The 26,426-nt window shown below is 62.7% G+C and carries 27 protein-coding genes; 2 read left to right on the forward strand and 25 right to left on the reverse strand.

The features are described from left to right. The 3 genes from GR158_RS03495 to GR158_RS03505 all read right to left on the reverse strand — a co-directional run bounded on the left by GR158_RS03495 (position 1) and on the right by GR158_RS03505 (position 2,848). Entirely contained in the window at positions 1–1,008 is a 1,008-nt protein-coding gene (locus tag GR158_RS03495; protein WP_160870039.1) for a carbohydrate ABC transporter permease, read from the reverse strand. Positions 1,009–1,209: 201 nt separating this feature from the next. After that, on the reverse strand, positions 1,210–2,550 hold the full coding sequence (locus GR158_RS03500; protein ID WP_246665541.1) for an ABC transporter substrate-binding protein: 1,341 nt from the start codon (positions 2,548–2,550) through the stop codon (positions 1,210–1,212). Between the two features lie 130 nt (positions 2,551–2,680). Beyond that, positions 2,681–2,848: a hypothetical protein gene (locus GR158_RS03505; RefSeq protein ID WP_160870043.1), complete on the reverse strand. Its 168-nt coding sequence runs from the start codon at positions 2,846–2,848 to the stop codon at positions 2,681–2,683. Between GR158_RS03505 and GR158_RS03510 the strand changes: the two genes are divergently transcribed. Continuing rightward, entirely contained in the window at positions 2,849–3,877 is a 1,029-nt protein-coding gene (locus tag GR158_RS03510; RefSeq protein WP_134649713.1) for a substrate-binding domain-containing protein, read from the forward strand. Positions 3,878–3,912: 35 nt separating this feature from the next. Here the strand turns inward: GR158_RS03510 and folD are convergent, their stop codons facing one another. Then, positions 3,913–4,812 carry a bifunctional methylenetetrahydrofolate dehydrogenase/methenyltetrahydrofolate cyclohydrolase FolD gene (gene folD / locus GR158_RS03515; protein ID WP_134649712.1) on the reverse strand — a complete coding sequence of 300 codons (900 nt, stop codon included), beginning with the start codon at positions 4,810–4,812 and terminating at the stop codon, positions 3,913–3,915. Between the two features lie 324 nt (positions 4,813–5,136). On the opposite strand from folD, the gene GR158_RS03520 reads away from it, so the two are divergent. Further along, positions 5,137–6,066 carry a WecB/TagA/CpsF family glycosyltransferase gene (locus GR158_RS03520; RefSeq protein WP_246665531.1) on the forward strand — a complete coding sequence of 310 codons (930 nt, stop codon included), beginning with the start codon at positions 5,137–5,139 and terminating at the stop codon, positions 6,064–6,066. A 36-nt stretch (positions 6,067–6,102) separates the two neighbouring features. Here GR158_RS03520 and GR158_RS03525 read toward each other — a convergent pair whose 3' ends face one another. From GR158_RS03525 to GR158_RS03625, 21 genes are all read right to left on the reverse strand, one after another. After that, the gene (locus tag GR158_RS03525; RefSeq protein WP_134649711.1) at positions 6,103–6,633 is read right to left on the reverse strand and encodes a hypothetical protein; all 531 of its coding nucleotides are present in this window, start codon (positions 6,631–6,633) and stop codon (positions 6,103–6,105) included. Continuing rightward, positions 6,630–6,998, reverse strand: a complete 369-nt coding sequence (locus GR158_RS03530) for a hypothetical protein (protein WP_134649710.1) — start codon at positions 6,996–6,998, stop codon at positions 6,630–6,632. The genes GR158_RS03525 and GR158_RS03530 overlap by 4 nt, the downstream gene beginning before the upstream one ends. 15 nt (positions 6,999–7,013) lie before the next feature. Continuing rightward, on the reverse strand, positions 7,014–7,565 hold the full coding sequence (locus tag GR158_RS03535; protein ID WP_134649709.1) for a rod-binding protein: 552 nt from the start codon (positions 7,563–7,565) through the stop codon (positions 7,014–7,016). 266 nt (positions 7,566–7,831) lie between these two features. Beyond that, on the reverse strand, positions 7,832–8,233 hold the full coding sequence (locus GR158_RS03540) for a hypothetical protein (protein WP_160870044.1): 402 nt from the start codon (positions 8,231–8,233) through the stop codon (positions 7,832–7,834). Then, positions 8,230–8,982 (reverse strand): flagellar biosynthetic protein FliR, encoded by a 753-nt coding sequence (gene fliR, locus GR158_RS03545; RefSeq protein WP_134649707.1) that lies wholly within the window; start codon positions 8,980–8,982, stop codon positions 8,230–8,232. Before fliR ends, GR158_RS03540 begins: the two co-directional genes overlap by 4 nt. After that, positions 8,979–11,066 (reverse strand): flagellar biosynthesis protein FlhA, encoded by a 2,088-nt coding sequence (flhA, locus tag GR158_RS03550; RefSeq protein WP_134649706.1) that lies wholly within the window; start codon positions 11,064–11,066, stop codon positions 8,979–8,981. Before flhA ends, fliR begins: the two co-directional genes overlap by 4 nt. 140 nt (positions 11,067–11,206) lie before the next feature. After that, positions 11,207–11,473 carry a flagellar biosynthesis protein FliQ gene (fliQ, locus tag GR158_RS03555; protein WP_160870045.1) on the reverse strand — a complete coding sequence of 89 codons (267 nt, stop codon included), beginning with the start codon at positions 11,471–11,473 and terminating at the stop codon, positions 11,207–11,209. Positions 11,474–11,482: 9 nt separating this feature from the next. Continuing rightward, a complete protein-coding gene (gene flgD, locus GR158_RS03560) occupies positions 11,483–11,899 on the reverse strand; it encodes a flagellar hook assembly protein FlgD (RefSeq protein WP_134649704.1) in 417 nt (138 codons plus the stop codon). Next, on the reverse strand, positions 11,893–12,339 hold the full coding sequence (flbT, locus tag GR158_RS03565; RefSeq protein WP_134649703.1) for a flagellar biosynthesis repressor FlbT: 447 nt from the start codon (positions 12,337–12,339) through the stop codon (positions 11,893–11,895). Before flbT ends, flgD begins: the two co-directional genes overlap by 7 nt. Beyond that, positions 12,336–12,683, reverse strand: coding sequence for a flagellar biosynthesis regulator FlaF (flaF, locus tag GR158_RS03570; protein WP_134649702.1), 348 nt, complete (start codon positions 12,681–12,683; stop codon positions 12,336–12,338). The genes flbT and flaF overlap by 4 nt, the downstream gene beginning before the upstream one ends. A 38-nt stretch (positions 12,684–12,721) precedes the next feature. After that, entirely contained in the window at positions 12,722–13,777 is a 1,056-nt protein-coding gene (locus GR158_RS03575) for a flagellar hook-associated family protein (protein ID WP_160870046.1), read from the reverse strand. A gap of 3 nt (positions 13,778–13,780) precedes the next feature. Beyond that, a complete protein-coding gene (flgK, locus tag GR158_RS03580; RefSeq protein ID WP_160870047.1) occupies positions 13,781–15,226 on the reverse strand; it encodes a flagellar hook-associated protein FlgK in 1,446 nt (481 codons plus the stop codon). Between the two features lie 45 nt (positions 15,227–15,271). After that, positions 15,272–16,567, reverse strand: coding sequence for a flagellar hook protein FlgE (locus GR158_RS03585; protein ID WP_134649699.1), 1,296 nt, complete (start codon positions 16,565–16,567; stop codon positions 15,272–15,274). Positions 16,568–16,666: 99 nt separating this feature from the next. After that, positions 16,667–17,341 (reverse strand): transcriptional activator Rem, encoded by a 675-nt coding sequence (rem, locus tag GR158_RS03590; RefSeq protein WP_160870048.1) that lies wholly within the window; start codon positions 17,339–17,341, stop codon positions 16,667–16,669. A 281-nt stretch (positions 17,342–17,622) separates the two neighbouring features. Further along, the gene (locus GR158_RS03595) at positions 17,623–18,192 is read right to left on the reverse strand and encodes a transglycosylase SLT domain-containing protein (protein WP_370359658.1); all 570 of its coding nucleotides are present in this window, start codon (positions 18,190–18,192) and stop codon (positions 17,623–17,625) included. Continuing rightward, the gene (locus tag GR158_RS25280) at positions 18,125–19,480 is read right to left on the reverse strand and encodes a flagellar hook-length control protein FliK (protein WP_160870049.1); all 1,356 of its coding nucleotides are present in this window, start codon (positions 19,478–19,480) and stop codon (positions 18,125–18,127) included. The genes GR158_RS03595 and GR158_RS25280 overlap by 68 nt, the downstream gene beginning before the upstream one ends. After that, on the reverse strand, positions 19,477–20,802 hold the full coding sequence (gene motC, locus GR158_RS03605) for a chemotaxis protein MotC (RefSeq protein WP_160870050.1): 1,326 nt from the start codon (positions 20,800–20,802) through the stop codon (positions 19,477–19,479). Before motC ends, GR158_RS25280 begins: the two co-directional genes overlap by 4 nt. Positions 20,803–20,806: 4 nt before the next feature. Then, complete coding sequence (locus tag GR158_RS03610; RefSeq protein WP_160870051.1) at positions 20,807–22,018, reverse strand: MotB family protein; 1,212 nt, start codon at positions 22,016–22,018, stop codon at positions 20,807–20,809. Continuing rightward, positions 22,015–22,668, reverse strand: coding sequence for a hypothetical protein (locus tag GR158_RS03615; protein WP_160870052.1), 654 nt, complete (start codon positions 22,666–22,668; stop codon positions 22,015–22,017). The genes GR158_RS03610 and GR158_RS03615 overlap by 4 nt, the downstream gene beginning before the upstream one ends. 305 nt (positions 22,669–22,973) lie before the next feature. Beyond that, positions 22,974–23,954 (reverse strand): flagellin, encoded by a 981-nt coding sequence (locus GR158_RS03620; protein ID WP_134649692.1) that lies wholly within the window; start codon positions 23,952–23,954, stop codon positions 22,974–22,976. Positions 23,955–24,260: 306 nt separating this feature from the next. Beyond that, entirely contained in the window at positions 24,261–26,369 is a 2,109-nt protein-coding gene (locus GR158_RS03625; RefSeq protein ID WP_160870053.1) for a hypothetical protein, read from the reverse strand. Positions 26,370–26,426 lie beyond the last annotated feature (57 nt).

Here is a 26,426-nt window from a genome sequence, read left to right on the forward strand (position 1 = left end):
TCAGCGCTCCATTTCCCGGGTGGCGTTGCGGATGTTCCAGATCATGATCGGGATGACGAGGATCATGATCACGACGGCGATGGACGCGCCGCGGCCGAAATCGCCGCCGCCGCGGAACATCCAGTCGAACATCAGGTTCGCGAGAACCTGCGTCTGCCATTGGCCGTTGGTCATCGCCAGCACGATGTCGAAGACCTTGAGGACAAGGATGGTGATCGTCGTCCAGACGACCGCGATCGTGCCCCAGATTTGCGGAACCATGATCTTGAAGAAGATCTGGAAGCCGTTCGCGCCATCGATGACGGCGGCCTCGATGGTCTCTTCCGGGATGCCGCGCAGCGCCGCCGACAGGATGACCATGGCAAAGCCGGTCTGGATCCAGATGAGGATCACCATCAGGAAGAAGTTGTTCCAGAAGGGAATGGTCATCCACGCCTCGGGCTGGCCGCCCATGGCCACCACGATGGCATTGAGGATGCCGATCTGCTCGGAGCCTTCCGAGCGATAGTCGTAGACGAACTTCCAGATGACGGCGGCGCCGACGAAGGAGATCGCCATCGGCATGAAGATCAGCGTCTTTGCGATATTGCCCCACCAGATGCGGTCGGTCAGCGCGGCGATCACGAGGCCGAAGAAGGTGGACAGCGCGGGCACGACGAGCAGCCACAGGAAATTGTTGAAGATCGACTGGCGGAACTCGCTGTCGCCCAGCATCCAGCGGAAATTGCTGAGGCCGACGAATTGCTGGCCGGAACGATCGTGAAGGGAGAGGCGGACGGACTCGAAGACGGGATAGACGAGGTAGATGCCGAGCGCGAAGAGCGCGGGCGCCATGAACAGCCATGGCCGGATGGCATTGGTGATCCGGAGGTTCTTCGAGGCCTGCGGCCCCGTCAGCCCCTTGGACGGGAAGATCCTGTCGAGAAGCCAGTTCGTTCCGAAGAAATAGACGACACAGGCGAGAACGCCCCCGACCATCGTGAAGATGGCGAATAACAGTTGCTGCATGGCGATCCCTCCCCTGAAATGCATTACTTTCGCATGCTCAGGCGCGTCTGCCGCTCCCCTCTCCCTGCGGGGAGAAGGTGGCCCGAAGGGTCGGATGAGAGGGAAAAAGCCCCCCATTTTCCTGACCGCGCCGCCCCCTCATCCGCCTGCCGGCACCTTCTCCCCGCCGGGGAGAAGGTGGCAGACGATCAACCCGGCAACCTATTTGATGGCGTCCCAGGCCTTCTGGATGCCTTCGGCAACGTCGGGAGCCGACTTGCCGCCGACGAAATCGATCATGCCGGTCCAGAAGGCGCCCGCACCGATCTTGCCCGGCATCAGGTCCGAACCGTCGAAACGGAAGGTCGTCGAATCCAGCAGGATTTCACCCTGCTTTTTCATCGGGCCGTTGGCATAGGCTTCCTTGTTGGCCCCCTTGAACGGCGTGAGGAAGCTCGACTGCGCCATCCAGACCTCATGCGCGATCGGCGTCTTGAGGAATTCGATGAAGGCGCGCGAGGCCGGCGTGTCCCGGGTGATCATGGCGAGCGTTCCAGCGCCGAGGACGGGATTGCCGAGTTCCGGCTTGCTGGCATAGGGCGGCATGTAGAAGAAATCCGCATCCTCGCCGACGACAATGCCTTCCGGGAAGAAGGACGGGATGAACGACGCCTGGTGGTGCAGGTAGCATTTCGGCGGCGAGGCGAAGAGGCCCTTCGGGCTGTCACGGAAGTCGGTGGAGGCAACGGCGGCGGCACCGCCATCGACGAACTTGTCGTTCTTGGCGAACCAGCCGAATTCATCGATCGCGCCGACGACCGCGGCATCGTTGAACGGGATCTCGTTCTTCACCCACTTGTCGTAGGTTTCCGGGCTCTGCGTGCGCAGCATCAGGTCCTCGACCCAGTCGGTCGCCGGCCAGCCGGTGGCGCCGCCCGAGCCGAGCCCGATGCACCACGGCGTGCCGCCGTCGGCGACGATCTTCTCCGTCAGCGCCTTCAGGTCTTCCATGGTCTTCGGCACTTCGTAGCCGGCGTCCTCGAAATTCTCCGGCACGTACCAGACCAGCGACTTCACGTCGATCTTGTAGGGAAAGGCATAAAGCGCGGCATTGCCGTCCTTGCCCTTGAAGGTCGAAAGTTCGACCCAGGACTGGCCGGCGGCATAATTGTCCAGAAGCCATTTCTGCGTTTCGTCGCCGAGCGGCGTCAGGTAGCCCTTGGAGGCAAGGTCGGCGATCAGGCCCGGCTGCGGGAGGATCGCGACATCGGGCGGGCTGCCGGCCTGCGTGTCGATGACGATCTGCTGTTCGTAGTTCTCGGACGAGGAATACTTGACCTCGACGCCCGTCGCCTCGCTGAAATAGGCGAAGACGGCCCTGAAGAGCGTTTCGTCCTCACCGCGCCACGGGCCGAAGATCGTCAGCGTCTGTCCCTTGAGGTCGTGGCCCTTCTTGAAGTCCTCGAAGCTCTGCCAGTTGAACTTCGCGTCCTCGCCGGGCTTGAATTTCAAGTCGGCCGCGACGGCGCTGCCGGCCAAAACGAGAGCGAGCGCAGCCGTCATCAACAGTGTCTTTTTCACCTGATTTGCCTCCCTAAACAAACCGCCCTCTCCCGGGGTCGGCATTTCCTAAACAGCTCAAAAATTCAAAGCGCTTTGGATTTCCTTTCATCCCACTTCCCCGTCGCCCTCGTCAAGCCCCCCACAAGCTGCGTGAAGACAGCGCCGGGATGATGCAGCGCAGCGTCATTTTGCGCTGCAAAACGACCGAAACCGCTTTTTTCATGTGTTTTTCTGATGTTACATGCTGCGCGTCGCGCGGCATCCAAAGCGCTTCGAATAATTCTGGAAAGCCAAGCACGTGAACCTCAAGCAATTATCGCAATTGCTGGGCCTCTCCCAGACTACCGTCAGCCGGGCGCTGAACGGTTATCCCGAGGTCAATGCCGAAACGCGCCAGCGGGTGCTCGATGCGGTGCGGGAAACGGGATACCGCCCCAACCGCGCCGCCCAGCGCCTTGCCACCGGCCGCGCCGGCTCGATCGGCCTTGTCATGCCGACCGCCGACGGCATCGAGTCCGACGTGCATTTCGGCGAATTCCTGGCGGGCCTCGGCGACGAGGCGGTCAGGCACGATTTCCATTTCGTCATCAACCCGAGCCACCCGGAAGACGAAGTCGCCACCTGCCGCAGGCTGGTGGCAAGCGGCAATGTGGATGCGCTGTTCCTGGCCTATATGCGGGAGAAGGATCCGCGCATCGCCATGATGAAGTCGCTGAAGACGCCGTTCATCGTGCACGGGCGATCGATCGGCATACCGGATGACTATCCGTATCTGGATATCGACAATACGGGCGCGTTCTACGATGCCGCACGCCTGCTGACGCAACTCGGCCATCGACGCTTCGCGCTCATCAACGGCCCGGATTATCTGGCGTTTTCCGTCAGGCGTCGGAAAGGCGTTGCGCGCGCGCTCGCCGAGCTTGGGCTTAGCCTGCGCGAGGACTGCGTCACGCATGCGCAGATGACCGACGAACACGGTTTTCGCGCCATGCAGGCTTTCCTGCGGCTCGAGGCGCCGCCGACGGCGGTGCTCTGTTCCAGTACGGTTCTGGCGCTCGGCGCCGTCAGGGCGATCAACCAGGCGGGGCTGAAGATCGGCGCGGATATCTCCCTGATCGCCCATGACGACGTGCTGCCGATGCTGAAGCCGGAAAACTTCATGGTGCCGCTGACGACGACGCGCTCGTCGCTGCGCGCCGCCGGCCAGCGCATCGCCCGCCGGCTGATCGCCCAGATTCTCCAGCTGGAGACGCTGCCCCAGCAGGAACTCTGGAAGGCGGATCTCATCGTGCGTGCCTCGACGGGCCCCGCGCCGCCCGAAAAATGAAAAAGGCGCCCGCGGGCGCCTGTCTTCCTGTCCAATCAGAATTTCGGCGGGGTCCGTCCGGCCTTGCGATAGGCCGCGATCACGGTGTTGGCCATGAGCATGGCGATGGTCATCGGGCCGACACCACCGGGCACCGGCGTGATGACCCCCGCCACCTTGGCGCATTCCTCGAACGCGACATCGCCAACCAGGCGCGACTTGCCCTCGCCCTTCTCGGGTGCGGCGACGCGATTGATGCCGACGTCGATGACGGTCGCACCGGGCTTCACCCAATCGGCCTTCACCATTTCCGGCCGGCCGACGGCGGCCACGAGGATATCGGCATTGCGGCAGACGGCGGCGAGGTCCCGGGTGCGGGAATGGGCCGTCGTGACCGTCGCATTGGCGGCCAGCAACAGCGCCGACATCGGCTTGCCGAAAAGATTGGAGCGGCCGATCACCACCGCGTTCAGCCCCGACAGGTCGTCACCGTGGACGCGCCGCACGAACACCATGGCGCCGGCGGGCGTGCAGGAAACGAGGCCGCCATCGAGATCGCCCGTCGCGACCTTGCCGGCATTGACGACATGCAGGCCGTCGACATCCTTTTCCGGCCGGATCGACTGGATGATCGGATCGGAATTCAGGTGCTTGGGCAGCGGCAGCTGCACGAGGATGCCGTGGATGCTTTCATCCGCATTCAGCGTCTCGACCAGACGTGCAAGCTCTTCCTGCGTCGTTTCTTCCGGCAGCGTGTGCTGGATCGAATTGAAGCCGCACTCCTTGGCCATGCGGCTCTTGGAGGAGACGTAGGCATGGCTGGCCGGATCGTCACCGACGATGACGACGGCAAGGCCGGGCTTGACACCCGCGTCCGCCTGAAGAGAAGCGGTCGCGGATTTCACGGCGTCAATCACGGAAGCGGCAACCTGCTTCCCATCGATAATGGTTGTCACGTTTCTCTCCCTGCAATGATGCGCGCACCCTAACGGCGCGCCGGCATCGCGCGATGGCCTTTTAACGCCCTATGCTGTCGAAAACACATAAATTCAAGCACCGAGATTGCGAAAGAAGGACATGTCGCGCCGGGTGGATGCATTTTTTCGTCACACAGAATGGCACACGCCGTCCGTCATTCTGGTCGTCAGACCGGATTGGCGGCAGCGAACGTGAAATAAATCATTATTTTTCAAAGAATTAGAGAAAGGTTTATAGTTTGTGAAAACGCGAGCCGGCCTTTTCACGAATTCCTTAAACGGCCTTTCAGGCAGAGTTGCTACATGACGACGATCAATGCGAGCCCCGAGACAAGCATGACGCCCGACCGTATCCGTTCCGCTGACCGCCAGAGCCCGGCGAGCCGCAAGGCATCTGTCGCGCGCGTATCCCGGCAAGGCCGCATCCGCGGCGGCAACCCAGTTCCTGCCGCCATCGCTCCGGCACGGCGCGATATCCTGGGCCTCGACATCTGCGACCTCGGATGGGCCGACGCGCTGGCTTTCGCCGGGGAACGGGCCACGATGCCGTTCGGACAAAGCATCATCGTCTTCGCCAATGCCGACAGTGCCAATCGGATGATGCGCGATCCCGATTATCGCGCGGCGCTCTCGCGCCAGACGGTGCTGCCGGAGGACCGGGGGATCGACCTCGCCGCCCGGCTGCTGCATGGCCAGCGCTTTCGCGCGCGGCTGGCCGGCACGGATTTCGTACCGGCCTTGCTCACCTATATCGCAAAGCCGATGCGTATCGCGCTGGTGGGCGGGCATGCCGCTACCCTGAAAAAGGCGGCCGAGGCGCTCAGCCGTCATGCGCCCTGGCACAGCATCCTGCCGATCGCCGACGATGCCTTCGATCGCGGGCAATCGGACGCGATCATGGAGCGTGTGGGCGCCATCAATGCCGATATCCTGCTGGTCTCGATGGACAGCCCGGACCAGGAAAAATGGATCGACCGGCACGTCGGCCCGGGTCATGCAAGACTGGTTCTGGGTGTCGAGCGCCTGTTCGAAACGCTGTCGGGCGAAGCACGGCACGCGTCGCCACGCAGGTTCGGGCTCGGTTGGCTCTCCCTCCCGGCGTGGAGCGCGTCCCGCAGGCGGGATACGGGAACCGTTGGGCCGCTCTTCCTCTACCATGTGCTGCGCTACAAGTTCTCCGGTACGAAGGCCGAAAGCAAAAGGCCGGAAATGGCAAAGGCCGGCTCGCTCTGAGCGGCCGGCCCCGTAACGGCACTTTCGAGGGTCGGTTCAGTGGCCACCGCTCTTTTCCGCCGGCTCGGCGGCGGGGACCTCGCCCTTGACGAGGGTCTTGCCACCCTTGGGCGTCGGGTCCTCCACTGCGGCGGTCGTCAGATAATCGATCTGCTCGACATAGACCTCCTGAATGACGTCGGCGCCGAAGCGGCGGTTGAGCCCCTCCTTGACGACCCCGCGGAAGGCATCGAGATCAAAATGCCCGGCATCGGCCACATCGATCATCTTCTTGCCGACGAGCAGCGTGTAGAGTTCATCCGTGATCATGTCCGGCAGCGGCACGACCTGCTTTGCCGCCAGGTCCTTGTTCGCCTTGTAGGCGAGCTTGGTCAGGAGATAGCCGCTGACGCCGGCCTCGCCGATGACAGGAATGGTGGTCGTGTATCCGGTGACGAATTCCATCGCCGCTTCGTGTTCCGCGGCGGCGGTGTCGACCTTCGGGGCCGACGCCATCTTCAGCGAGAAATAGACCGAGGCGAGCGTGACGAGAAGCACCCAGACGCCTGTGCCGACGAGCTTGATCATGTACCGTAACCCAGGCGGAACTGTTCCTGCGAATAGGTGCCGTCGGCCTCCAGATCCTGCACGGCATTCTTCAGGATGCTGACGACCTCACGCACGGCCTCGAGATGGGCCGAGACGCGCTGCGCATTGGTGGCGAGCTTTTCGCGCACGCGGCCGAGTTCGCGCGAGAAGGTCTGCGGCACCTCGTCGGGCCGCACATCGCGCGACAGCATGGCCAGCTCATAGAGGCAACGGCTCTTGTGCGCATTCGAGGTCGACAGGTCGAAATGGGGATCCGTACCGATATTGTCATTCTCGTTGTCGATGATCGTCTCGAGCCTGCCGAGAACGGTGCGGATACGCAGTTCATTGTTCGCCTGTTCCATTGTGTTGCTCTCCGCTTATGCTTTCTTGTCGTCTTCCTTGATCCCCGGCGTCAGGTCAGCAAAGGCCTGACGCTGCATGGACTGAACCATGCTTGCGGCGATCCGGTCGGTATCGTTCGTGTCCCTGGGATGCGAGGTGACCCCGCTCTTGCGGGCAAGGCTTTCGGCCAGCCCGATGCCGCCGCCCTTGGCGAGCGCTTCGCCGAGCTGGTCGGCCATCATGCCGCGCCACATCTCGCCGGCCGTGCCCTTGCCGTAAATCTCTTCGCTCTCTTCGGGCATCATCGACTTCACGAAGTTCTGCAGCACCATCGTCTCGAATTTGCGCAGATGCTCGGGAACGGCTTTGCCGCCCACGGCCTCGACACCCTTCGCCGCCTGGCTTGCAACCGAATCACGGTTGAGAATGCCGACGGCGGCCTGGAAACCGGCGCCGGCCTCGGCAAGGCTCGTCGCCTCGAAAGCGGCGCGGTTGGACTTCAGCTTGGCCTGCGCTTCCTGGACCTGCGTCGGATCGGCCGCGCGCACGACATCGAGCACCAGATCACTGGGGGGTGAAATTGCCACGTCTCAGAACCTTTCGGGTGATCCTCAACTGCCGATCCCGTCCTCATGGCGGTCCACCGGCTCTTGACCATTCCGGACAGGTGCGCGCGCCGCATCACGGCGGCATCGGCGAACCTCTTCATCGTCCTGATGCGACTATCGCTGCTCAACCTTACGGGAGGCTGGTGCCAGATGACGAAGCCGTGACGTTGCCGCACGCCCTCCAAGTTCGCACAAGCTTGATCAGGCGACGTTAAATCACGTCTTTTTACAGGCACTTATCGCTGTCAGCCCGGCTCGCCCTTATAGGCGAGGTGCTGGTCGATGAGATCGTAGATCGAATCGTCGGCCGCCACGCGCTCCTCGTCGTCGCGCGCCTCCTTCATGCGGTCTTCCATGCGGTCGCCCTTGGCGCGTTCGCGCACCACCCGCATTTCATGCATCTGCTGCACGTTCGACAGCATCTGGTCCTGCTGCTGGAGCTTGTTGTAGTGGCCGGAATAGTGGCGCGAGAAGGTGCGGTGCACCGGATTGAGCGAATTGATCGCATCGACCACGGCATCCATCGTTTCGGCGATCTCGCGGCGCTGGCTGGTCGTGGTGGCCAGGTCGATCTCCGCCATCTTCTCCAGATGGCGCTGCACGGTCACCAGACGCTTGAGCTTGTCGGATCGGTTCTGCGCCATCATCCCCCCTGGAAGACCGGCATGAAGCCGGCCACGAAGATCTGAAGGAGCGAGGAGACGCCGAAATAGAGCAGCAGCATGCCGCCGATGATGAGATAGGGCAGCGAGATGAAGTAGATCGGGATCTGCGGCGCCAGCTTGTTGATGAGACCGATCGAGACGTTGAAGACCAGGCCATAGAGAATGAAGGGGCTGGCGAGCCGCAGCATGATCATGAAGGTCTGGGACAGCGTGTCGGTGAGCGTGATCAGCGCGCTCTGCGGATTGAAGCCTGCGCCGAGCGGCATGACGGTGTAGGAATCGACCAGCGCCCGCACCACGACGTGATGGAAATCCAGAAGGAAGAGGATGAGCAGGCCCGCGAAGGAAAGCAGGTTGGTCAGCTGGTTTTCGGCTGCGTCTTCCAGCACGTCCTGCGTCGGCGGCGCATTGAAGCCCATCATCATCGTCAGCACCGTGCCGGCGAACTGGAGGCCGAGCACATAGTACCGGGCGATCAGGCCGATCACCACGCCCGTCAGCGTCTCGAAAACGATGAGTTTCAGATAGGCGTCGACCGAGCCGGAAGCGCGCGGGTAGATCGTGTCCCACATGATGGGCAGGATCGCCATGGAAACGGCCACGGCGATGAAGAGGCGGATCTGCATGGAGATGCGCGCCGAGGAGAAGCCCGGCAGCAGCATGAAACACCCGCCGACACGGCAGAAGGCGGCGAACAGCGCCAGCACCGTGCCCTGCGGGTCCGTGATCATGAAATGGAGCCGAGAATCTTGATCTCGATGCCCTTGGCAAGCTCGACATGCGAGAGAACCGGCAATGTGGCGAAGAGGCGCTCGATGATCATGCGCACATAAGAGCGGGATTCGGGCGACGTGACCAGTACAAAGGGCGTGCCGCGGTCAAGAAACTCGCGGATAACCCGGGTGGCCTGCTCGGAAAACTCCTCGAGCTGGCGCGGGTCGATGTCGAATTCGACGATTTCGCCCTTCGTGTCCCGCTTGAGCGCCTGGTGGAAGACCATGTCCCACTTGTTGCCGAGGCGCAGCACCGGCAGAACGCCGTTCTCGGCGAGGTCGCCGCAGATCTGCTGCGACATGCGGATGCGCACATGTTCGACGATCTGTTCGGTCTTGCGGACATGCGGGGCGAGTTCCGCCACGGCTTCCAGGATGAGATGCAGGTTGCGGATGGAAACGCGCTCGGCCAGGAGCAGCTTCAGCACGGCCTGAAGGCCGGAATAGGACATGTGCGAGGAGCAGATCTCGTCGGCGAGCTTGCGGTATTCCGGGTCGAGCCGCTCGATCAGCACCTTCACGTCCTTGTAGGAGAGAAGCTGCGGCAGGTTGTTTCTGATGACTTCCGACAGGTGCGTGAGAACAACCGAAACGTTATCGATGGGGTGGAAACCCTCGCGGCGCAGGTCATCGGCAAAGGTTTCGAGGATCGAGACGGCCGGCATGCCGAATGCGGGTTCGCGGATATCGTCGCCCGGCACGCTCGGCTTGCGGCCACCGCCGGTGACGACGAGCACTTCGCCGACGCGCACGATGTTCGAGGCGATCGTCGTGCCGTGAATGCGGATCTGGTAGGACTTGTCGGGGATGGCGATGTCGTCCGAAACCTTGATCTCGGGCACCACGAAGCCGTACTGGGCGGCGAACTTCTTGCGCATCTTGCCCACGCGGAACGCCAGCTCCTGATGCGCGCCGAGAAGCCGCGTGGAAACCTGCTTTCCGAGAAGCAGTTCGATTTCGGCGGTCTTCAGGACGGACTTGACCGAATCCTTCTCCTGGTCGCGCGTCGCCTGGACCTGCTGGGCCTCGGCCTCGCGCTTGACCCGGTTCTCCTCCTCGATGCGGCGCGGGATGATCCAGCTGCCGAAGGCCATGACGCCGCCGAGCGCCATGAACGGCAGGAAGGGCAGACCGGGAATGATCGCGAGCAGGAACATGAGCGCGGCAGCGACGAGCAGCGCACGCGGATAACCGGACAGCTGGTTGATGACCGCCTGGTCCGTGGACCCCGCGGTGCCGCCGCGCGACACGATGAGGCCGGCTGCGAGCGAGACGATCAGGGCGGGGATCTGCGAGACGAGGCCGTCGCCGACGGAAAGCTTCACGAAAACGTCGGCGGCCTCGGAAAGCTCCATGCCGTGCCGGAAGTAGCCGATGATGATGCCGCCGAAGACGTTGATGGCCGTGATGAGGAGGCCGGCAATGGCATCGCCGCGCACGAATTTCGAGGCACCGTCCATCGAACCGAAGAAGGAGCTTTCTTCTTCCAGTTCCCGCCGTCGCAGCTGCGCCTGCTTCTCGTCGATGAGGCCTGCCGACAGGTCGGCGTCGATCGACATCTGCTTGCCGGGAATGGCATCGAGGGTGAAGCGGGCGCCGACTTCTGCGATACGCGTCGCACCCTTGGTGATGACGATGAAGTTCACCACGATCAGGATCATGAAGACGATCAGACCGATGACGAAATCGCCGGACATGACGAGGCTGGCAAAGCCGGCGATCACGCCGCCGGCGGCATCGTGGCCTTCGTTGCCGTGCGAAAGGATGACGCGCGTCGTGGCGATATTGAGCGCCAGGCGAATCATCGTCGCGATCAGCAGGACCGTCGGGAAGGACGAGAAATCGAGCGGGCGCTGGATCCACAGCGCGACCATGAGGATGAGCACGGAAAAGGCGATGGAAAACGCCAGGCCCATGTCGATCATGAAGACGGGGATGGGCAGGAAGAGGATCGACAGGATCGTCAGGATGCCGACGGCGAACGCAATATCGCGGCCGCTCGGGCTGACCTTCGGAATGCTGATTGCCGGTACTTGCGCCATCTGAAAGATTCCCGTCTCGTCATGAGAGGCTGCGCCGCGTCACACGCGTCGCCCATTTTCGCCGTCAGACGTACAGGGCGAAGCTTGCGCGAGGGTGGCAGGAGGCGGGAAAGCGCGCGAACGGCTCGGGAAGAGCCGCGCTAGAACCCAGTCTGGATCCGGGAAAAGACGAGATCGGTGAAAATGGAAATCTGGGCGCCGATGAAGGGCGCCGAAATGGCGAGCGTGACCATGATCGCCAGGATCTTGGGGACGAAGGTCAGGGTCATTTCCTGCACCTGCGTCAGCGCCTGAATGAAGGCAATGACGACGCCCACGAGCATGGCGGCAAGAACGGCCGGGCCGGACGCCACGACGACGGTCCAGATGGCTGACTGCGCGATATCGAGGGCGTCTGCCTCATTCACGGATGGGGTTCACTTTACGGTTACGCCGGGGCCGATGACCATCTTCTCGCCCGAATCAAGCGTCGCGACGATACCGTCGTTATATAGCGTGACTTCCTTGACGACGCCAGAAATCTTGCCGTCATTGCTCGAGACCGTGCGCCCGATCACGGAGTTGGCCTCCTGCAGGGACGTGCGCTGCAGCATGCTCTCCAGGTTCTTGTTCGTCTTGATGGTCTGCTCGACCTGCGAGAAGGTCGCAAGCTGCGCCATCTGCTGGGTCGCGTCCATCGGCTCGGTCGGATCCTGGTTCTTCATCTGCGCCACGAGCAGCTTCAGGAAGCTCTCGTAGTTCAGCGTCGCCGTCTTGGTGTCCTTCGCCGATTCAGCGCCGGTCACCGTCGGCATGTAGCCGGACGACGTGTTGTTGTTGACAGCGTCTACCATGGTGCGATCTCCCTGCGGATCTGCTCGATCGTGGCCGGCGTCATTTCCTGGTTGTTCAGGATGCGATCCTCGATCGGGTAAAGCCCGCGGATCGCCTTGAGGGCCTCGAAGGCGCGCCCCTGTGTGACGAGCGCATCCACCCGCTTCAGCTCGGCCAGCACTTCCTCGTTCTTGAAGCACGACAGAAGCATGATCACCGACTTGCGGAACATGGCGATCGACTGCTCGGCGCCTTCCGGATTGATCAGCGACATCTGCGCGATGAAATAGAGCTGACGGAGCGGCGTGGTCGCCTGTTCCGGCTGCAGGACGTGGTTTTCCAGAAGGAAGGTCACATCGTTGAGAAACTCGATCGCCACCTTGCGATCGACCCTCAGAACCGCGCCATTGACGAAAATGCGCTCACCCGACTTGAGCGATATACGCAGCGTACTTTTCATTTGAGGCCATCCTTGATGATGGTGGTAATGTCGATAATGCCCTGGAAGTTCTCGGACTCGCGTTTGCGGATCTTTTCGATTTCCTTGAGAATCCAGATGGCTATGGAAATGAGGTTGGCCCTGAGCTCGTCTTCCAGCTCGTTTTCCGGGTTGCCGAGATCCTCGATGAAGCGGATCCAGACGCGCCGGGTGAAATAGACGGCTTCCACCGCCTCCTTGCCGTAGGAACCGGCGGCCACTGCGGCTTTCAGAAGCGCAATCGACCGCTCGAGCACCTGCCGTTCCCGATCCTTCGAGACGGCAACGCCCTCTTCCATGATCTCGGCATATGAAAACTGGTACATTCAGACATCCTTCATGTGTGTCCGTACCCTCTGGTTCATCAGAGGTAGTTCAGCAGACTGAGATTCTGGATTCTCGAAGTCAGCGTGTATGCAAGGGAAAGCTGCGACTCGAGCGTCGTGACGCGTGTCGCGGCCTCGTACGTGTCGATGCCCTCCATGTCCTTGATGCTTGTGGTCAGGATGGTGATCTGCGCGTCGAGCGAAGTATTGGCCTGGGTGACGCGCGACTGGGAGATGCCGAGCTTGGAGCGCTCTCCATCCACGCCGGAGATGGCGCGGCCCATGTAATCGATGGCGGAATCGCTGACGACCTTGCGCGAGGCTTCGCTAAGGCCAATCGACAACAGCTCCTGACCGACGACCAGTCCGAGCGCCAGGTACCGCATGCCCGAGGCATTGACGTTGGTCGAGCTCTGGACGGTCTCTGCCGCGCTGATACGGCTCTGCATGTTCTCGTCGGACGCGTTCGACCAGTCGGTCTGCCAGTCCGGCCCCATGAAGGTCGTTTCGAGATCGGCGATGAAGGCCTGCATGTCGGCCGGCGCAATCGTGGAAACGCCGGGGTCGGTCTGCGTGAAGCCGAAATGCGCGAGGAAGGCCTGATCGAACGCGACCTTCGCATCGCTCGGCGGCGTCTCCTGGAGATAGTTCTTGAGCGGCATGACGTCGGAATTGATGCCGGCAAACAGATATTCGCCGCTGAACGAGGTGTTGGCCGCCGCCGTGAAGGTGGACAGCGCGTTGCCCATGTTCTGCTGCGCCAGTTCCAGCTGATCGGAGGAGGTCATGCCGGACAGCGCGATGAGCACTTCCATCGCGTCGTTGGCGGCCGACGACATCAGACCAAGCGCCTCCTGCGAGGCGGCGAGGCGCTGGGTGGTCAGCGCATTGGTGCTCTTCAGCGATTCCATGCGCTGGAGGTCGCGGTGCAGGTCGAGGGTGCGCGAGGTCTTGGCGCCGAGAACCGCGCCGACATCCGCGTGACGGCCGGTGACCGTCTCTTCCTGCAGCTGCATCATCTCCTTCTGCGCGCTTGCGACGGTGATGCGCATCGCATTCTGCAGGGAAACGTTGGAAACGAAAGAAGCCTTCATACCTTAGCCCGCCGCTTGGAGAAGAGCGGTGATCATTTCATCGACCGCCGCGACCAGTTTCGCCGATGCCTTGTAGGACTGCTCCAGATCGAGGAGCAGCGCGAGTTCCTCGTCAAGGCTGACGGATGTCACGCTCTGCAAGGCCTCCTGCGTGCGTGCCAGCAGCGCGTTCTTGTCGTCGGCCGCCGTCGTCGCCGCGCTGCGCAGCTGCTCCAGCCAGCCGACCGAACCGCTCGAGAAAGCCAGCAGCGAGGTGTTCGTATCGATGGCTGCGGCCGGATCGAACGTGACCGGTGTCTCGAATGCCGCCGCATAATTGTTCAGCAGCACCGAGAAGCTGGCATTGTTGTCGATGTTGAAGGTCTCGTTGATGCCGTCGCGCAGCAGCTTGGCATTGCCACCCTGATTGGTGATGACGGCAGGATTGACCTTGATGACGGTCGACAGGCCGGGCACCACCGTGTCGACGGTGAGATCGTCACCGACGGCCACGCCGTTGCGGATGAACAGGCCGTCCATCGCGCCGCCGACCGTGTTCTCGGAGAACATGTTGATCAGGCTGCGGGCGGTTTCGTCGAGCTGGGCCTGGAAGGTCGGCGCGGCATGGTCGCGGATCTGCAGCAGGCCTGCGATGGTACCGCGTGCGCTGGTGTTGCCGGCCGCCCCCATCTGCACCGGCACACCGTCGATCAGGACCTGGTTGCCCGTCACGGTGGCGGTATAGGTGGTCGTCGGAACGAAGCTGACGGTGCGCGCCTCGGTCTCGAACAGAACCGTTCCGTCGCTGGTGTAGAGCGCCAGATCGTTGTTGGTGCGGTTGACCGTGGTGACCCCGACGAGACCGGAAATCTGGGTCAGCAGCTTGTCGCGCTGGTCGAGCGCATCGTTGACGTCCGTGCCGGCCGCCGTGCCCTGCCGGACCTGGTCGTTGTAAGTCTTGAATTCCTTGAGAAGGCGGTTGAGCTCCTTGACCGCGGTGTCGATGTCGGCGTCAGCCTCCGACCGCAGTTTCTGGAGCGCTTCGGATGTGCTGTTCAGCGACGTTGCGACGTCGATGGCATCCGCTACCACCGTTTCGGCAAGCGAGACTTCGTTCGGCTTGTCGGCGAAGGTCTGGAGATTGTCACGCAGCTTGGCGAGATAGGTGGAGGGGGCGAGCTCGTAGTCCTCGCCGCCCAGCATCATCTTCATGCGCGAGAGGCCGGCCAGAACGGTATCCTGGGCCGAAGCCTTCGAAATGCTGAGCAGGTTCTGCTTCAGCAGCGCTTCGTTCTGCGCGCGCTGCGTTTCGACGACGGTGGCGCCGGAGGTTGCCGTGGCGAGGACCGCCGCACGACGTGCATAGGCCGGGTCGCTTGCATTGGCAATGTTCTTCGAAACGACGGCCGATTGCAGGCCTACGTTGGAAAAACTTGACTGAGCAGTCTTCATAGCTGCTGTAAGCGACATCAGTTCTACCTAACTTTCGAGTGCACGCCGAACCGTCATGCGACCTTATCTCTTGAGGTTGACGAGGACTTCCATGAGTTCGGAACCGGTCTGGAAGACCTTCGAATTGGCCGTGTAGTTGCGCTGCGATTCGATCATGCTCGTCAGCTCTTCGGCGATGTCGACATTCGAATCTTCCAGCGCGCCGGACAGGATCGTTCCGAAGCCGCCGTTGCCGGCATAGCCCATGACGATGACACCCGAATCGTTGCTCTGGGAGTAGACGTTTCCGGCGAGCGGCTTGAGGTTGTCGGGGCTCTGAACGTTCGCCATGGCGATGCGATACTTCGGGGCGAGGTCGCCGTTTTCGTACTTGAGATAGACGATACCATCGTCGCTGATCTCGTAGCCTGAAACACCACTCGGGCCGATGCCGTCGATATCGCCCTTGGCGGCGAAGGCCGACGCAAGCTGTGTGCTGCCGCCCGTCGCGCCACCGATCGAAACCGTGAGCGATTTCAAAACAGCGCCGTCGATCGGAAGTTCGTCCAGAACGAGGTCTGCGGGGCTTGCCGGCGTTTCGAGCTTGCCGTCCGCGTCGAAAGTCAGGGTCTGGGGTGTGGCGTCGTCGACGCTGGCGACGATGGACGGCGGTGTCGCACCGCTCATCATGTCGTAGATGTCGCCCGTCTCGGGATCGGTATAGGTGACCGTGACTTCCCATTCGCTGGTCGGCGGCGGGCCTGCGGTCGTGCTGACTTTCGTGTAGTTGAAGTCGAGCTTGCGCGTGTTGCCCAGGCTGTCATAGGCGACGAGCGACGTCGCCTTCTTGTAGCCGTCCGCCTCGTTCGACGGCAGGTTGACATGCAGGTAGCCCTTTTCGGACGCCTTCACGTTCAGCTCGCCGGATGCGAGGTTGATCTTCTCAAGGCCTGCAAAGCCGTTGATGACAACGGTCGGGTCTTCCGTCGACGAATAGGGATACCCCATCAGCGTGAAGCCGGCGGAGTTCTTCAGCGTGCCGTCGCTCATCGGGGTGAAGGCGCCGGCGCGCGTCAGATACTCCACACCATCGGAACCCTGGACGATGAAGAAGCCCCGGCCGTTGATGGCAAGGTCGGTCGCCGAGGTCGTATAGGTGAAGGTGCCCTGCGCGGAGATGGAGTAACGGACATCGGTGGTGACACCGCCCGAATTGTACGCGCCGCCGGTCGTGGGAAGAATGAGCGAAGAGAACTGCGTCGCGGCCTTCTTGTAGCCGGTCGTGTTCGCGTTCGCGATGTTATCGGCAACCGTGCTCAGGCGGTTCGCCTGAGCGTTCATGCCGGAAACACCCGTTCTCATCGTGCCGTAAAGACTCATGTCAAATCCCCGTTCGTCTCGTCTTAGCGACCCTATGGGACGGGCCTTGCGTGAAGCTGGCTGCCGGGGTCCGCCTGCCCCGCCCGCCGGCGGTGATTTTCAGCCCTGCCAGTCGATGCAGTAGCCAAGGAAGCGCTTGGAATCGATCGGGTCGAAACCGAGCTTCTTGCGCAGTTTCTTGCGCAGCTTGCTGATGTGGCTTTCGACGACGTTCTCTTCGACGTCCTCATCGAAGATGCCGTAGATCGCGTTGAAGATCTGCGACTTCGAAAGGCGTCGGCCGCGGTTGGCGACCAGGTATTCGAGGATGCGGCGCTCGCGGCGCGGCAAGGCGAAGACATCGCCGGAAATTTCCGGGTCGCGGCCATCCGAGAAGACGCGGATCGGGCCGATATCGGTATGGTTGGCGAGCGCCTTCAGGCGGCGCCGGATGGCCGCCGCACGGGCCAGGATCTCGCGGGGGTGAACCGGCTTGCGCACGACATCGTCGACACCGCTGTCGAAGAAGGCAAGCGTGGTTTCCAGGGACGGCGTGTCGCTGACCGCGATCACCGGCGCCTGCGAACGATCACGGATCGCCCGCGGCAGCTCCATGGAGAGCTGGCACTGGCCAATCAGGAACGCCTCGACCGCGTCGATATCGGAATCGGCGGCCGTGTTGACCCACTCGCCGAATTCATGGGGATCGAACCCCGTCGAGGGCACGCCCTCGCGACCAAAAAGAGAAGTATAGCCGTCTTTAACGAGCTCGCGCTCATCAACCACTACGATCATTCGTCCGCCTCCGAATCAGTGTGGTGCTTCGTTAAGGCAGTGGTACGAATCGGGCGAATCAGCAGCAACTAGAGAAAGTGAGTGGGTGGAATTAACAGTTGATTAACCAATGCGTGCCGATTTGCTCTAGATGTAGTGGCTATTAGGCCCTTTTACCACTACTTTCTCGTGGAAAAGTTAACAAAGGTTAACGCGCAACCTTGCCCTGCCCAAAACGCGGCACATTCCCGCCACATTCCGGCACACATCGCGCCGTGGCGAATATTCAACTTTTAGTCGAATTATTGGCAGAACTGTTTCGCGTTCCGCGTCCAGCTTCCATAGCCGGTTGCAACCAGGTTTGCGATCACCCGGCAGACATAGCGCTTCTGCGCCGGGTCGTTGTTGGGACCGGCGTGATAGCGTGCAACGGCCATCGTCCACGTTTCGTGGCGGGCATGCAGCCGCGCGAGGAATGCGGCTGCGTATTCGACGTTCTTGCGCGGATCGAACATCTCCGCCGGCGAGGTGAAGTGCTCGCCGTGGAAATGGTGGTTGATCTGCATGCAGCCGAGATCGATCAGCTTTGCGCCGCGCCCGCGGGCAGCCTGAAAAACCTCGAGCGCCTCCTCCCGGCTGCGGCCGAAATAGGCCTTGCCTTCGATGTTGAGGGCGAAAGGCTGAAGCGATCCCTTCCGGCCGGTTTCCGTCAATCCGACCGAATAGAGGATGCCGGCCGGAATGTCGTATTTGGCGGCCGCGGCCAGGATCTCCCGCTCGCAGCTGCCGACGGCAGCCTGTGCGTCAGAGATAGACGCCGCCAGGCCGATGAGACTGGCCGCCAGAAAGGCCAGGCGCGTTGTCCGTCGTATTGTCCTCACGGGAGCCTCCCTGCCCTGCAAACGAGCCCGAACCTTCACCACCGCTCCGGCGGCCATCGTCGCGCGCCTGCGGCTGGTTGGAGAATTGCTGCTGCTGATCGCCGCCGCCCTGCGCATTGGCGCTGCGGTCGACAGGCGAAAGCTGCACGCTCACCTGATCCACCGCAAAGCCCTGTCCGCGCAATGCGCGCACGATGGCGTCCTGGTCGTCGTTGAGTTGGCGATAGGCCTCGCCCGTCTCCACCTGCAGGGAAACGATCAGCGCATCGCCATGCAGGCGCAGCGTCGCCGTCACGAGGCCGAGCTCGATCGGGTTCATCTGGATCTTCAGCGTATTGACGACCTTGCCCGTGGCCGCCTGCTCGTGGCCGATGCCGCTCGTCGCGCTCAGCGAGCTCGCCCATTCGGGGTCCTGCGTGATCGCCGTCGTCACGGCGGCCGCATTGCTGGTCTGCGCCAGGCCGATATAGCGGCGCGCCTCGACCACGGTGACGGCCTCACCCTTCGGCCCGGTTGGATTGGCGTCGCGCAGCGTCGCGCGGTCACCCGAGCCGGAGAGGCTCAAATCGAGGTCGCGCCCCTTGCCATCGGCGCGCATGATCCGGAAAAGCTTGTCCGTTTCGGACTGCGGCAGCTCGCCACCATCGGTGTCGGCGAGGGCCGAAGCGTCGCCCTTTGCGGTGCCGTCGGCGGAAGCCGCGACCTTGCCGCCGGATTTCACGCCCGGTTCGCCCCGTCCCTCATGGGCCGGGCCGGAAATGGATTTCGCGGCACCCGCCAAGGCGGCCTGCGGCATCGCGTTTTGCGCGCCGAGCAGTTCGAGCAGATTGCCGACATCGGTCTTTTCGGCGCCTTCGGCCTTTGCCTCGGGACGCTCTTCATCCTCGACCGGCACGGTTTTGCCGTCGTCTTCGGTGGTCCGCACCTTGCGGCCGGACGCGGCAGCGCCCAGAAGGGCTGCGACCTTCTCCTCGAAGGACACATCCTCTTGCGCCTCGTCCTGCGGTTTGCCGTGTGTTTTGGCGGGCACCGTCATATCGTGGCGGCCCACCTTCACACGGGGATCGGCAGCCTCGTCGTCACCCTGCTCGCCCTTGCCGGAGATGGATATCCGAGCGCCCTTGTGACCGCTCTGGCCCTCGCGCCCGTGAAGGCTGGCGATCGCGTGGGAAAAGCCGTTCTCCTCCCCGCCGCCGGCACCGTTGCCATCGCCCGCCTTGCCCTTGCCGGGAACAGGCCCCGACACGATGCCCAACACACCGCTACCGATCGTGCTCATGTGCCTTCTCCCTCCAGCAGCTTGTCGATCTCGTCCAGCTTCGACCGGCCGCCCGATACGAAACTGTCGAAGGCGGGATCGACGCTCGCCCGCTCTTTCTGGTCTTTTGCGTCTTTCTGCGGCTCACCCGCGGCGCTGTCGGCCACGGTCGCGTCGTCCGTCGGCGTCTCGCTCGGCCGCGCGGCCGTCTCCGCCGCGTCAAGGCTGTCATAGGATGCGTCTTCGCCCTCCGGCACCGTCGTAACGAGAGGCTCGACCTTCTGAGCGGACGCGACCGGCGCGCGTAGAACCTCTTCGGCGACGGCGCGCGCGGCCTCCTTCAAGGCGCGGTCCTTTACGGAAAGCTTGTCATCCGGAATGGCGACGATCGTCTCCATGGCGGAGGCGACATCGCCCGAGGGCACCGACGCCAGGCCCGAATAGAGATCTGCCAGCACCTTCGGCACGCTCTCGCCGTCTCCCGACAGGATCTGGGCGCGTTCGGCCGCCAGCGACGCGAGCTTGTTCTGGCCGGAGATCGCGGCAAGCCGCGCCATGCGCAGATACACTTCCCGCTGGCGCGGCACGTCCATGAAGGACAGGACCTCTAGAATATCCTTCTCGTCGAGCTTGTCGAAATGATCGACCGCCAGCGTCACGAACAGATCGGCGAACTGGCTGGCATAGGGCGAGCGCAAGTATCGACGGGCATAGCGGTTGGCATAGGCCATGCTGCGGTCGACCCAGCCGGCCTGGCTGGCGATATAGATGGAGCGGCGCAGCGCCGCTTCCTCGACGATGGTGCCCGGTGCGACAAGGCGCGCCCAGTCGAAATAGCTCAGCGCCAGCGCCGGGTCCTTGCGCAGCACGGAGTTGGCCGAAATGAGCGCCAGATAGGGACCCACCCTGGAACGCTTGTATTCCGGGAAGATTTCGGCCAGCGACTTCACGCTCTGGCTGCCGGTTCCGCTGAGATAGTTGCGCAGCGCGTCGGTGAGACGGGAATCGAAGTGGCCGTCGACGTCCTTCCTGATCAGGAATTCCAGCGTATCGGGATTGCCGCCGCTCATGGCATAGACCAGCGCGGCATCGACATTGCGGGGATCGTCGAAGATCGAGGATTCCGCCGTGCGAAGCCGCTCGTCGATGGTCGTCAGCAGGAAGCGCTGCATCTCCATGGCCGAGTGGTCGCCGAGCACCACCGTATCCTGCACGAACTGCAGCGACCGGATCATCTTGTAGGGCGCCAGGTCGTCAGGGCTCTGGGCGCGCGCGGGCATGGCGGCTGAAAGGCCAGCCGCCAGAACCGTTCCCACCAGAAGGAGGCGCGCGAATGGCTTCATCGTCTCAGCCATCCTCGGCCTGAATGAGGATTTCGATGCGGCGATTGGCGGCGGCCATCGGATCGTCTGCGACCTTCAGCCGGCGATCGGCAAAGCCGGTGACCTGGCTGACGCGCTTTTCCTCCAGCCCGCCGCGGACCAGCATGTAATAGGCGCTCTGCGCGCGATCCATCGACAGCCGCCAGTTGTCGTTCTTGCCGCCGGCAAAGGGTCGCGCATCCGTATGACCGCGAATGGCGATCGCGCCCGGCCGTCCTTCGAGGATCTTGCCGATCTTCTCCATGGCGAGCACCATCTCCTGCCGCGGCACGGCCGAACCGATGTTGAACATCGGCGTATCGAGCTGGTCGGTCAGGCTGACGAGAAGGCCGCCCTCGGTGGGCGTGACGGTCAGGCCTTCGGCAAGTTTGCCGATCGTGCCGATCTGACTGGTGATCTGCTGCTTCAGCTCTTCCGCCTGCTTTTCTTCCGTCGCCTTGGCTTCCTCCACCTTGGCGGCCTCCTCGGCCTTCGCCTGCGTTTCGGCATCCGCCTGTTTCAGCGCATCTTCCACCGTACGGTCGGTATCGACGGCAGCCATTTGCGTGGCGGACTGGTCCTTGTTTGGGCTTGCTTCGCTGCCGGCATCGGTCGCCTGCGAGATTTCCACCTGCTGCGTCCAGAAATCGGGATCGAACGGATCGCGGTACGCCTCACCGCCATTCGCACCCGTGGCGGGGCCCGAATTTGCGGCGCCGCCGTCGCCCTTGGCGCTTACATTCGCCTGCTGGCCGACTTCCTGCGCGATTTCGGACAGGACGGAATAGGGATTGTTGAAGAAGTCCGCCTCGGAATACTGCGTCTCCTCGCCGGCCGTCGTCTTCTTGTCCTTGCCGTTTTCCGCGCCGTTGCCGCTTTCCTGCTTCTGGCCCTGTTCCTTGGACTTGTCCTGCGTGGCCTCGCCTTCGGCCGTGTTGGCAGGCTTCTTGACCGATTTCTCGGCCGGCTTGTCGTCGGTCAGCTTGATCGGATTGAAATAGGAGGCGACCGAGGCTTTCGTTTCCTCATTGGCCGCATTGACGAGCCACATGACGAGGAAGAACGCCATCATGGCCGTCATGAAGTCGGCATAGGCGATCTTCCAGGCGGCGGAATGATGATCCCCGTCATGGTCGCCGTGGCGTTTGACGATGATGATCTCGTTCTTGCCGTGGTGATGATTTTCGCCGTCGCTCATCCAAGCACCTTGCTGACGGTGTCGGCCCAGGCGGCCATCCGCGTTACCAGAACGGCGTCACCGAATTCCACCGTCAAATCCACATCCTGCACTTCGATGTGCCGGAAGACCGGCATCGGCTCGTTGAAATGCGATTTCAGCTGGTCGAAGAGGTCCGCCGGCCCCTTCACCGTGATCGTCACGCCCTCGCCTTCCTGCAGGCCTTCGGCGATGACCCGGGCGAGATCGGAAACCGCGCCCTGCGTCAGCACCTGGCTCATGACCGGTGCCAGCACCTGGGCGGCCTGGGCGGCGACGCTGTCGGCCACCGCGGCGGTGAAGGCCGAAAAGCGTTCGGCCAGCGCCTCGGCATATTCCTGTTCGTATCGCACCTTGAGCGATTCGAGCGCTGCCTGATGAGCGCTTTTCAGGGCAGCCAGCTCGGCCTCGTGCCGGGCCAGAAGCTCCGCCTCGGCGGCCGATCGGCCTTGTTCGAACGCCTCGGCCCGCTCGGCCTCGACGTCTACGGCAGGCAAGGCAGGCGCGATGGCAAAGGGCTCCGTCGCTGCGCCGTCATCCCGCTGCGCGAAGCTCGACGGCTTGAACAGCGGCGCCGGCGGGCGGGCGGGTGCGCTGAAATCCTTGAGATAACGGGCAAGATGCACACTCATGCCGGCCCCCAAGAAACCGCATCGTGCCCGACGAACGCGCAAAAGGCCCGGCGGGGAAACCGCGGACCGCTTGAACGCTCGCTCTCGAAAACACTTGTACCTGACAACACCGGTGACCTGTCTCCTGGACATAGCGCCCTCCGGGAGGCGGAAAGCGCACAATCTTCCTGATCGTGCCATCGAGCCTAGGGGTTCAAACTTGTGCGAGGATGAAGGGTGCTGGGCCGCGCCAGGGCAAATAGCGCGACCCAGCCGCCCGTCCGGCCGATGACCAGCGGCCGGGCGGATGGAAACCTCTTAGACTCTTACTGGCGGAAGAGCTGGAGGATGTTTTCGGCGCTCGAATTGGCGATGGACAGCGACTGGATGCCGAGCTGCTGCTGGGTCTGCAACGCCTTGAGGCGGGTCGATTCCTCGTTCATGTCGGCGTCCACCAGGCGGCCGATGCCCTTGTCGATCACGTCGCCGAGCGTGGCAACGAAGCTCTCCTGCATTTCGATGCGCTTGGTGATGGCGCCGAGCGTGGATGCCGCGTTGGTCAGGTCCTTGAGGATGAAGTCCGTGACGCTGATCATCGCGTCCAGTTCCTCATAGGTCGTGTCGTTGGTGATCTCGATCTCGGTGCCGGTGTCGGGCGTGGCCGAGTCGATCGTCTTGCTCATGTCGATCAGGTAGTAGTCGCCCGTGAGCGCCGTCGGATCGGATGCCAGCGTCGAGGCGTCGATCGCCTTCGTCAGATAGCCGTCGGCGGGGTTCTCGACATCGATCAGCACGGAATTGGCGGTATCGAAGTCCAGCGTGGCGACCTTGACGTTGCCGTCGGCCGAGCGAACGAAGGACGCGACGACGGACTTGACGCCGAGCGCATCGGTGCCGGCGTTGTAAAGCCAGTTTTCGCCGGAGAAGGACGCGGACTGCGCGGCCGAGACCAGCTGGTTCTTCAGCTCCTTGATTTCATCGTTGATCTTCGTCTTGTCGACGCCGGGCTCGCGGGCGGCGACAAGCTTCGCCTTGATCTCGCTGAGCACGTCGATGACGTTCTCCAGCGCCGTATAGGCGGTATCGACCTTGGCGGCGCCGAGGCCGAGCGCGTCGGCGACGGTGGAGATGGCGCGGTTGTCCGACCGCATGGTCGTGGCGATCGACCAGTAGGCGGCATTGTCGGCGGCGGTTTCGACGCGCAGACCGGAGGAGACGCGCGCCTGCGTCGTCTGCATGTTGGTGTCGATGGAACGGAGCGTCTGCAGCGCCGCCATGGCGGCGGAGTTGGTCAGAATACTGGTCATTGGCACTTGCCCTGAAATGAAGTGTCGGGGACATGCCGGAGTGAGGCGGGACCGGTAACGCGGAGGGGCTTCATGCATCCGACGCGCTTGTTTGCCCTGGCGTCGGTCCAACGTTCTTAAGCATTGGTTAACGAGGAATGGTTAACAAATGGTTAATGCCGTTAAGGAAGGCTTAAGGGAGATTACGGAAGCGTAAATTCGAACGTCATCAGGATGCTCTACAGCGCACGCGCGTGCGCAAAACGAAAACGGCGCGACCGAGGTCGCGCCGTTTGTGTCGTTGGATGCCGCCGGGGCAGCGAGGCCTCAGGCGTTGCTTTCGGCGTAGGCCGCGATCACCGCGAGCAGGACGTCGTTCTGCATGGCAGCGACCTGCTGGTCCGTGAAGGACTTGATCTGGGTTTCGCCGAGTCCGTCCACCTGCTCCACGGTAAGGCCGGAGACCGCCTTGACATTGATCGCTGCGATCTCGTCATCCGCGAAGGTTGCGAGGGCAGTCTTCGTGAAGGCGCCGATCGCCGTGGAGGAGAGAACTGCGATCTGGTCCTTCGTGAGGGCGGTCGCCTGGGCTTCGCTGAACTCGCCGATCTGCGTTGCGGTCAGCGCTGCGGCCTGCTTGGTGGTCAGCGCCGCGACCTGGGCATCGGTCAGAGCCTGGATCTGCTCGACCACGAGAGAAGCGACCTGCGCGGTCGTCAAGGCCTTGACCTGCGTTTCCGACAGGTTTGCGATCTGCTCGGTGGGATCGAGTGCAGCGACCTGCGTCGTGGTCAAGGCGGCAAGCTGCTTGTTGTCGAGGTAGGAAACGTCGATGGCCTTGATCCGATCGGCATCGAGGCCGGCAATCTGCTTCGTCGAAAGTGCCTTGACCTGGGCTTCGAGCAGTTCCTTGACCTGCGTGTCGGGGTCGAGCGCGTTCAGCTGCGTGATGTTCAGCGCCTGGATCTGCTTGTCCGTCAGCGCCTTGAGCTGCGTGGCATCGAGGCCGGCGATGTGCTCGTCGCTGAGGCCGGCGAGCGACTTCGGCTTGATCAGGGCGATTTCGGCATCCGTGAAGGTCTTGAAGTCTTCAGCGGAGATGGCGGCAAGAGCCGTGGCGCTCAGAGCGGCGACCTGGGTTTCCGTCAGGTTGGTGGCGAGGTCTCCGGTGAGCGCGACAGCCTGTGCTGCCGTGATCGAAGCGACCTGCTTGGTGGTCAGGTCGTCGATGAGGGTCGCATCGATCGTGGCGATATGCGTGGAGGTCAGGCCGGAGAAGGCCTTGACGCTGATGGACTGAAGCTGGGCGGCGTCGAAGTTCTTGATCTGGTCCGCATCACCGAGAGCGGTGATGGCGGCGGCGTTGAGGCCGGCGATCTGCTGGGTCGTCAGGTTCTTGACCTGATTGTCGCCCAGGGCGCCAAGCTGGGCCGGCGTGAAGGCCGCAACCTGCTTCGGCGACAGGTCTGCAATCTGCGTGTCGCCGATCTTGGTGACATCCAGGGCCTGAAGCTGCGCCGTCGTCAGAGCCTTGACCTGGGTGGCGTCAAGCGCCTGGACCTGGGTGGCGCCGTCGAGGTCGCCGATCTGGGCAACCGTCAGTGCAGCGATCTGCTTGGCGGACAGGTCCGTGATCTTGGCGCCGAGATCGGCAACGTCGAGAACCTTGACCTGTGCGGCCGTGAACGCCTTGATCTGCGTGGCGTCGAAGGCGCCCAGCTGGGTGGTGGCGTCGAAAGCGGCGACCTGCGTATCCGACAGCGCGGCGATCTGCTTGGCGGTGAGGTCCGTTGCCTTGGCGCCCAGCGCCGAGATATCGATCGACTTGACCTGAGCGGCGGTGAAGGCCTTGACCTGCGTGGCGTCGAGGGCAGCGTAGGCAGCGTCGTCGAGCGCGGCGACCTGCGTGGCGGTCAGAGCGGCGATCTGCTTCGTGCCCAGCTTGCCGGAGGTGACGAGAGTCGCCGCGTCCGCATCGGAGAGGGCGGCGATCGTCTTGGTGCTGATCGCGGCGATTTCGTCGTCGGCAAGCGCGGCAAGACCACCGGTCAGCGCGATGATGCCGCTGATGGCCTTTTCATCGAGCGCCTTGATGTGCGTCTTCGTCAGAGCCGTGACCTGGGCGACGTCGAAGGCGTCGTCGTTTTCAGCGTAGATTGCCGAAACCTGTGCGGCGGAAAGGTTCGAAACGCCGGTGCCGATCGCGGCGATCTGTTCATCCGACAGGCTCTTGACGGCCGAGATGGTGATGGCCTTGAACTGTGCGGCCGTGAAATCCTTGACGCCATCCTTGTTCAGGGAGGCGAGCTTTTCGCCGTCGAGCGTCTTGATCTGCGCTGCGGACAGCGACTTCACGTCGTCAGCCGTCAGGCCGGCGAGAATGGTCTTGTCGAGAAGGGCGAACTGGGCGGGCTTAAGGGCGGAAATAATCGACATCGTATCTACCTCGGTGCTTGGCCAAATGTGATTCTTCGCAAGACACAGCCACAGCAT

The organism is Shinella sp. AETb1-6 (genome assembly GCF_009826875.1).
GTDB lineage: Bacteria > Pseudomonadota > Alphaproteobacteria > Rhizobiales > Rhizobiaceae > Shinella > Shinella sumterensis.

Excerpts from the sequence above, each read along its gene's own strand:
- flgD (WP_134649704.1), bottom strand. The coding sequence starts at position 11,899 with ATGGTAGACGCTGTCAACAACAACACGTCGTCCGGCTACATGCCGACG.
- GR158_RS03575 (WP_160870046.1), bottom strand. The coding sequence starts at position 13,777 with ATGAAGGCTTCTTTCGTTTCCAACGTTTCCCTGCAGAATGCGATGCGC.
- motC (WP_160870050.1), bottom strand. The coding sequence starts at position 20,802 with ATGAAGCCATTCGCGCGCCTCCTTCTGGTGGGAACGGTTCTGGCGGCT.
- flbT (WP_134649703.1), bottom strand. The coding sequence starts at position 12,339 with ATGAAAAGTACGCTGCGTATATCGCTCAAGTCGGGTGAGCGCATTTTC.
- GR158_RS03585 (WP_134649699.1), bottom strand. The coding sequence starts at position 16,567 with ATGAGTCTTTACGGCACGATGAGAACGGGTGTTTCCGGCATGAACGCT.
- GR158_RS03615 (WP_160870052.1), bottom strand. The coding sequence starts at position 22,668 with ATGAGTGTGCATCTTGCCCGTTATCTCAAGGATTTCAGCGCACCCGCC.
- GR158_RS03495 (WP_160870039.1), bottom strand. The coding sequence starts at position 1,008 with ATGCAGCAACTGTTATTCGCCATCTTCACGATGGTCGGGGGCGTTCTC.
- GR158_RS03625 (WP_160870053.1), bottom strand. The coding sequence starts at position 26,369 with ATGTCGATTATTTCCGCCCTTAAGCCCGCCCAGTTCGCCCTTCTCGAC.
- flgK (WP_160870047.1), bottom strand. The coding sequence starts at position 15,226 with ATGTCGCTTACAGCAGCTATGAAGACTGCTCAGTCAAGTTTTTCCAAC.
- flaF (WP_134649702.1), bottom strand. The coding sequence starts at position 12,683 with ATGTACCAGTTTTCATATGCCGAGATCATGGAAGAGGGCGTTGCCGTC.
- GR158_RS03500 (WP_246665541.1), bottom strand. The coding sequence starts at position 2,550 with ATGACGGCTGCGCTCGCTCTCGTTTTGGCCGGCAGCGCCGTCGCGGCC.
- rem (WP_160870048.1), bottom strand. The coding sequence starts at position 17,341 with ATGATCGTAGTGGTTGATGAGCGCGAGCTCGTTAAAGACGGCTATACT.
- GR158_RS03530 (WP_134649710.1), bottom strand. The coding sequence starts at position 6,998 with ATGGAACAGGCGAACAATGAACTGCGTATCCGCACCGTTCTCGGCAGG.
- GR158_RS03520 (WP_246665531.1), top strand. The coding sequence starts at position 5,137 with ATGACGACGATCAATGCGAGCCCCGAGACAAGCATGACGCCCGACCGT.
- GR158_RS25280 (WP_160870049.1), bottom strand. The coding sequence starts at position 19,480 with ATGAGCACGATCGGTAGCGGTGTGTTGGGCATCGTGTCGGGGCCTGTT.
- GR158_RS03620 (WP_134649692.1), bottom strand. The coding sequence starts at position 23,954 with ATGACCAGTATTCTGACCAACTCCGCCGCCATGGCGGCGCTGCAGACG.
- flhA (WP_134649706.1), bottom strand. The coding sequence starts at position 11,066 with ATGGCGCAAGTACCGGCAATCAGCATTCCGAAGGTCAGCCCGAGCGGC.
- GR158_RS03540 (WP_160870044.1), bottom strand. The coding sequence starts at position 8,233 with ATGATGGCGCAGAACCGATCCGACAAGCTCAAGCGTCTGGTGACCGTG.
- GR158_RS03525 (WP_134649711.1), bottom strand. The coding sequence starts at position 6,633 with ATGATCAAGCTCGTCGGCACAGGCGTCTGGGTGCTTCTCGTCACGCTC.
- fliR (WP_134649707.1), bottom strand. The coding sequence starts at position 8,982 with ATGATCACGGACCCGCAGGGCACGGTGCTGGCGCTGTTCGCCGCCTTC.
- GR158_RS03610 (WP_160870051.1), bottom strand. The coding sequence starts at position 22,018 with ATGAGCGACGGCGAAAATCATCACCACGGCAAGAACGAGATCATCATC.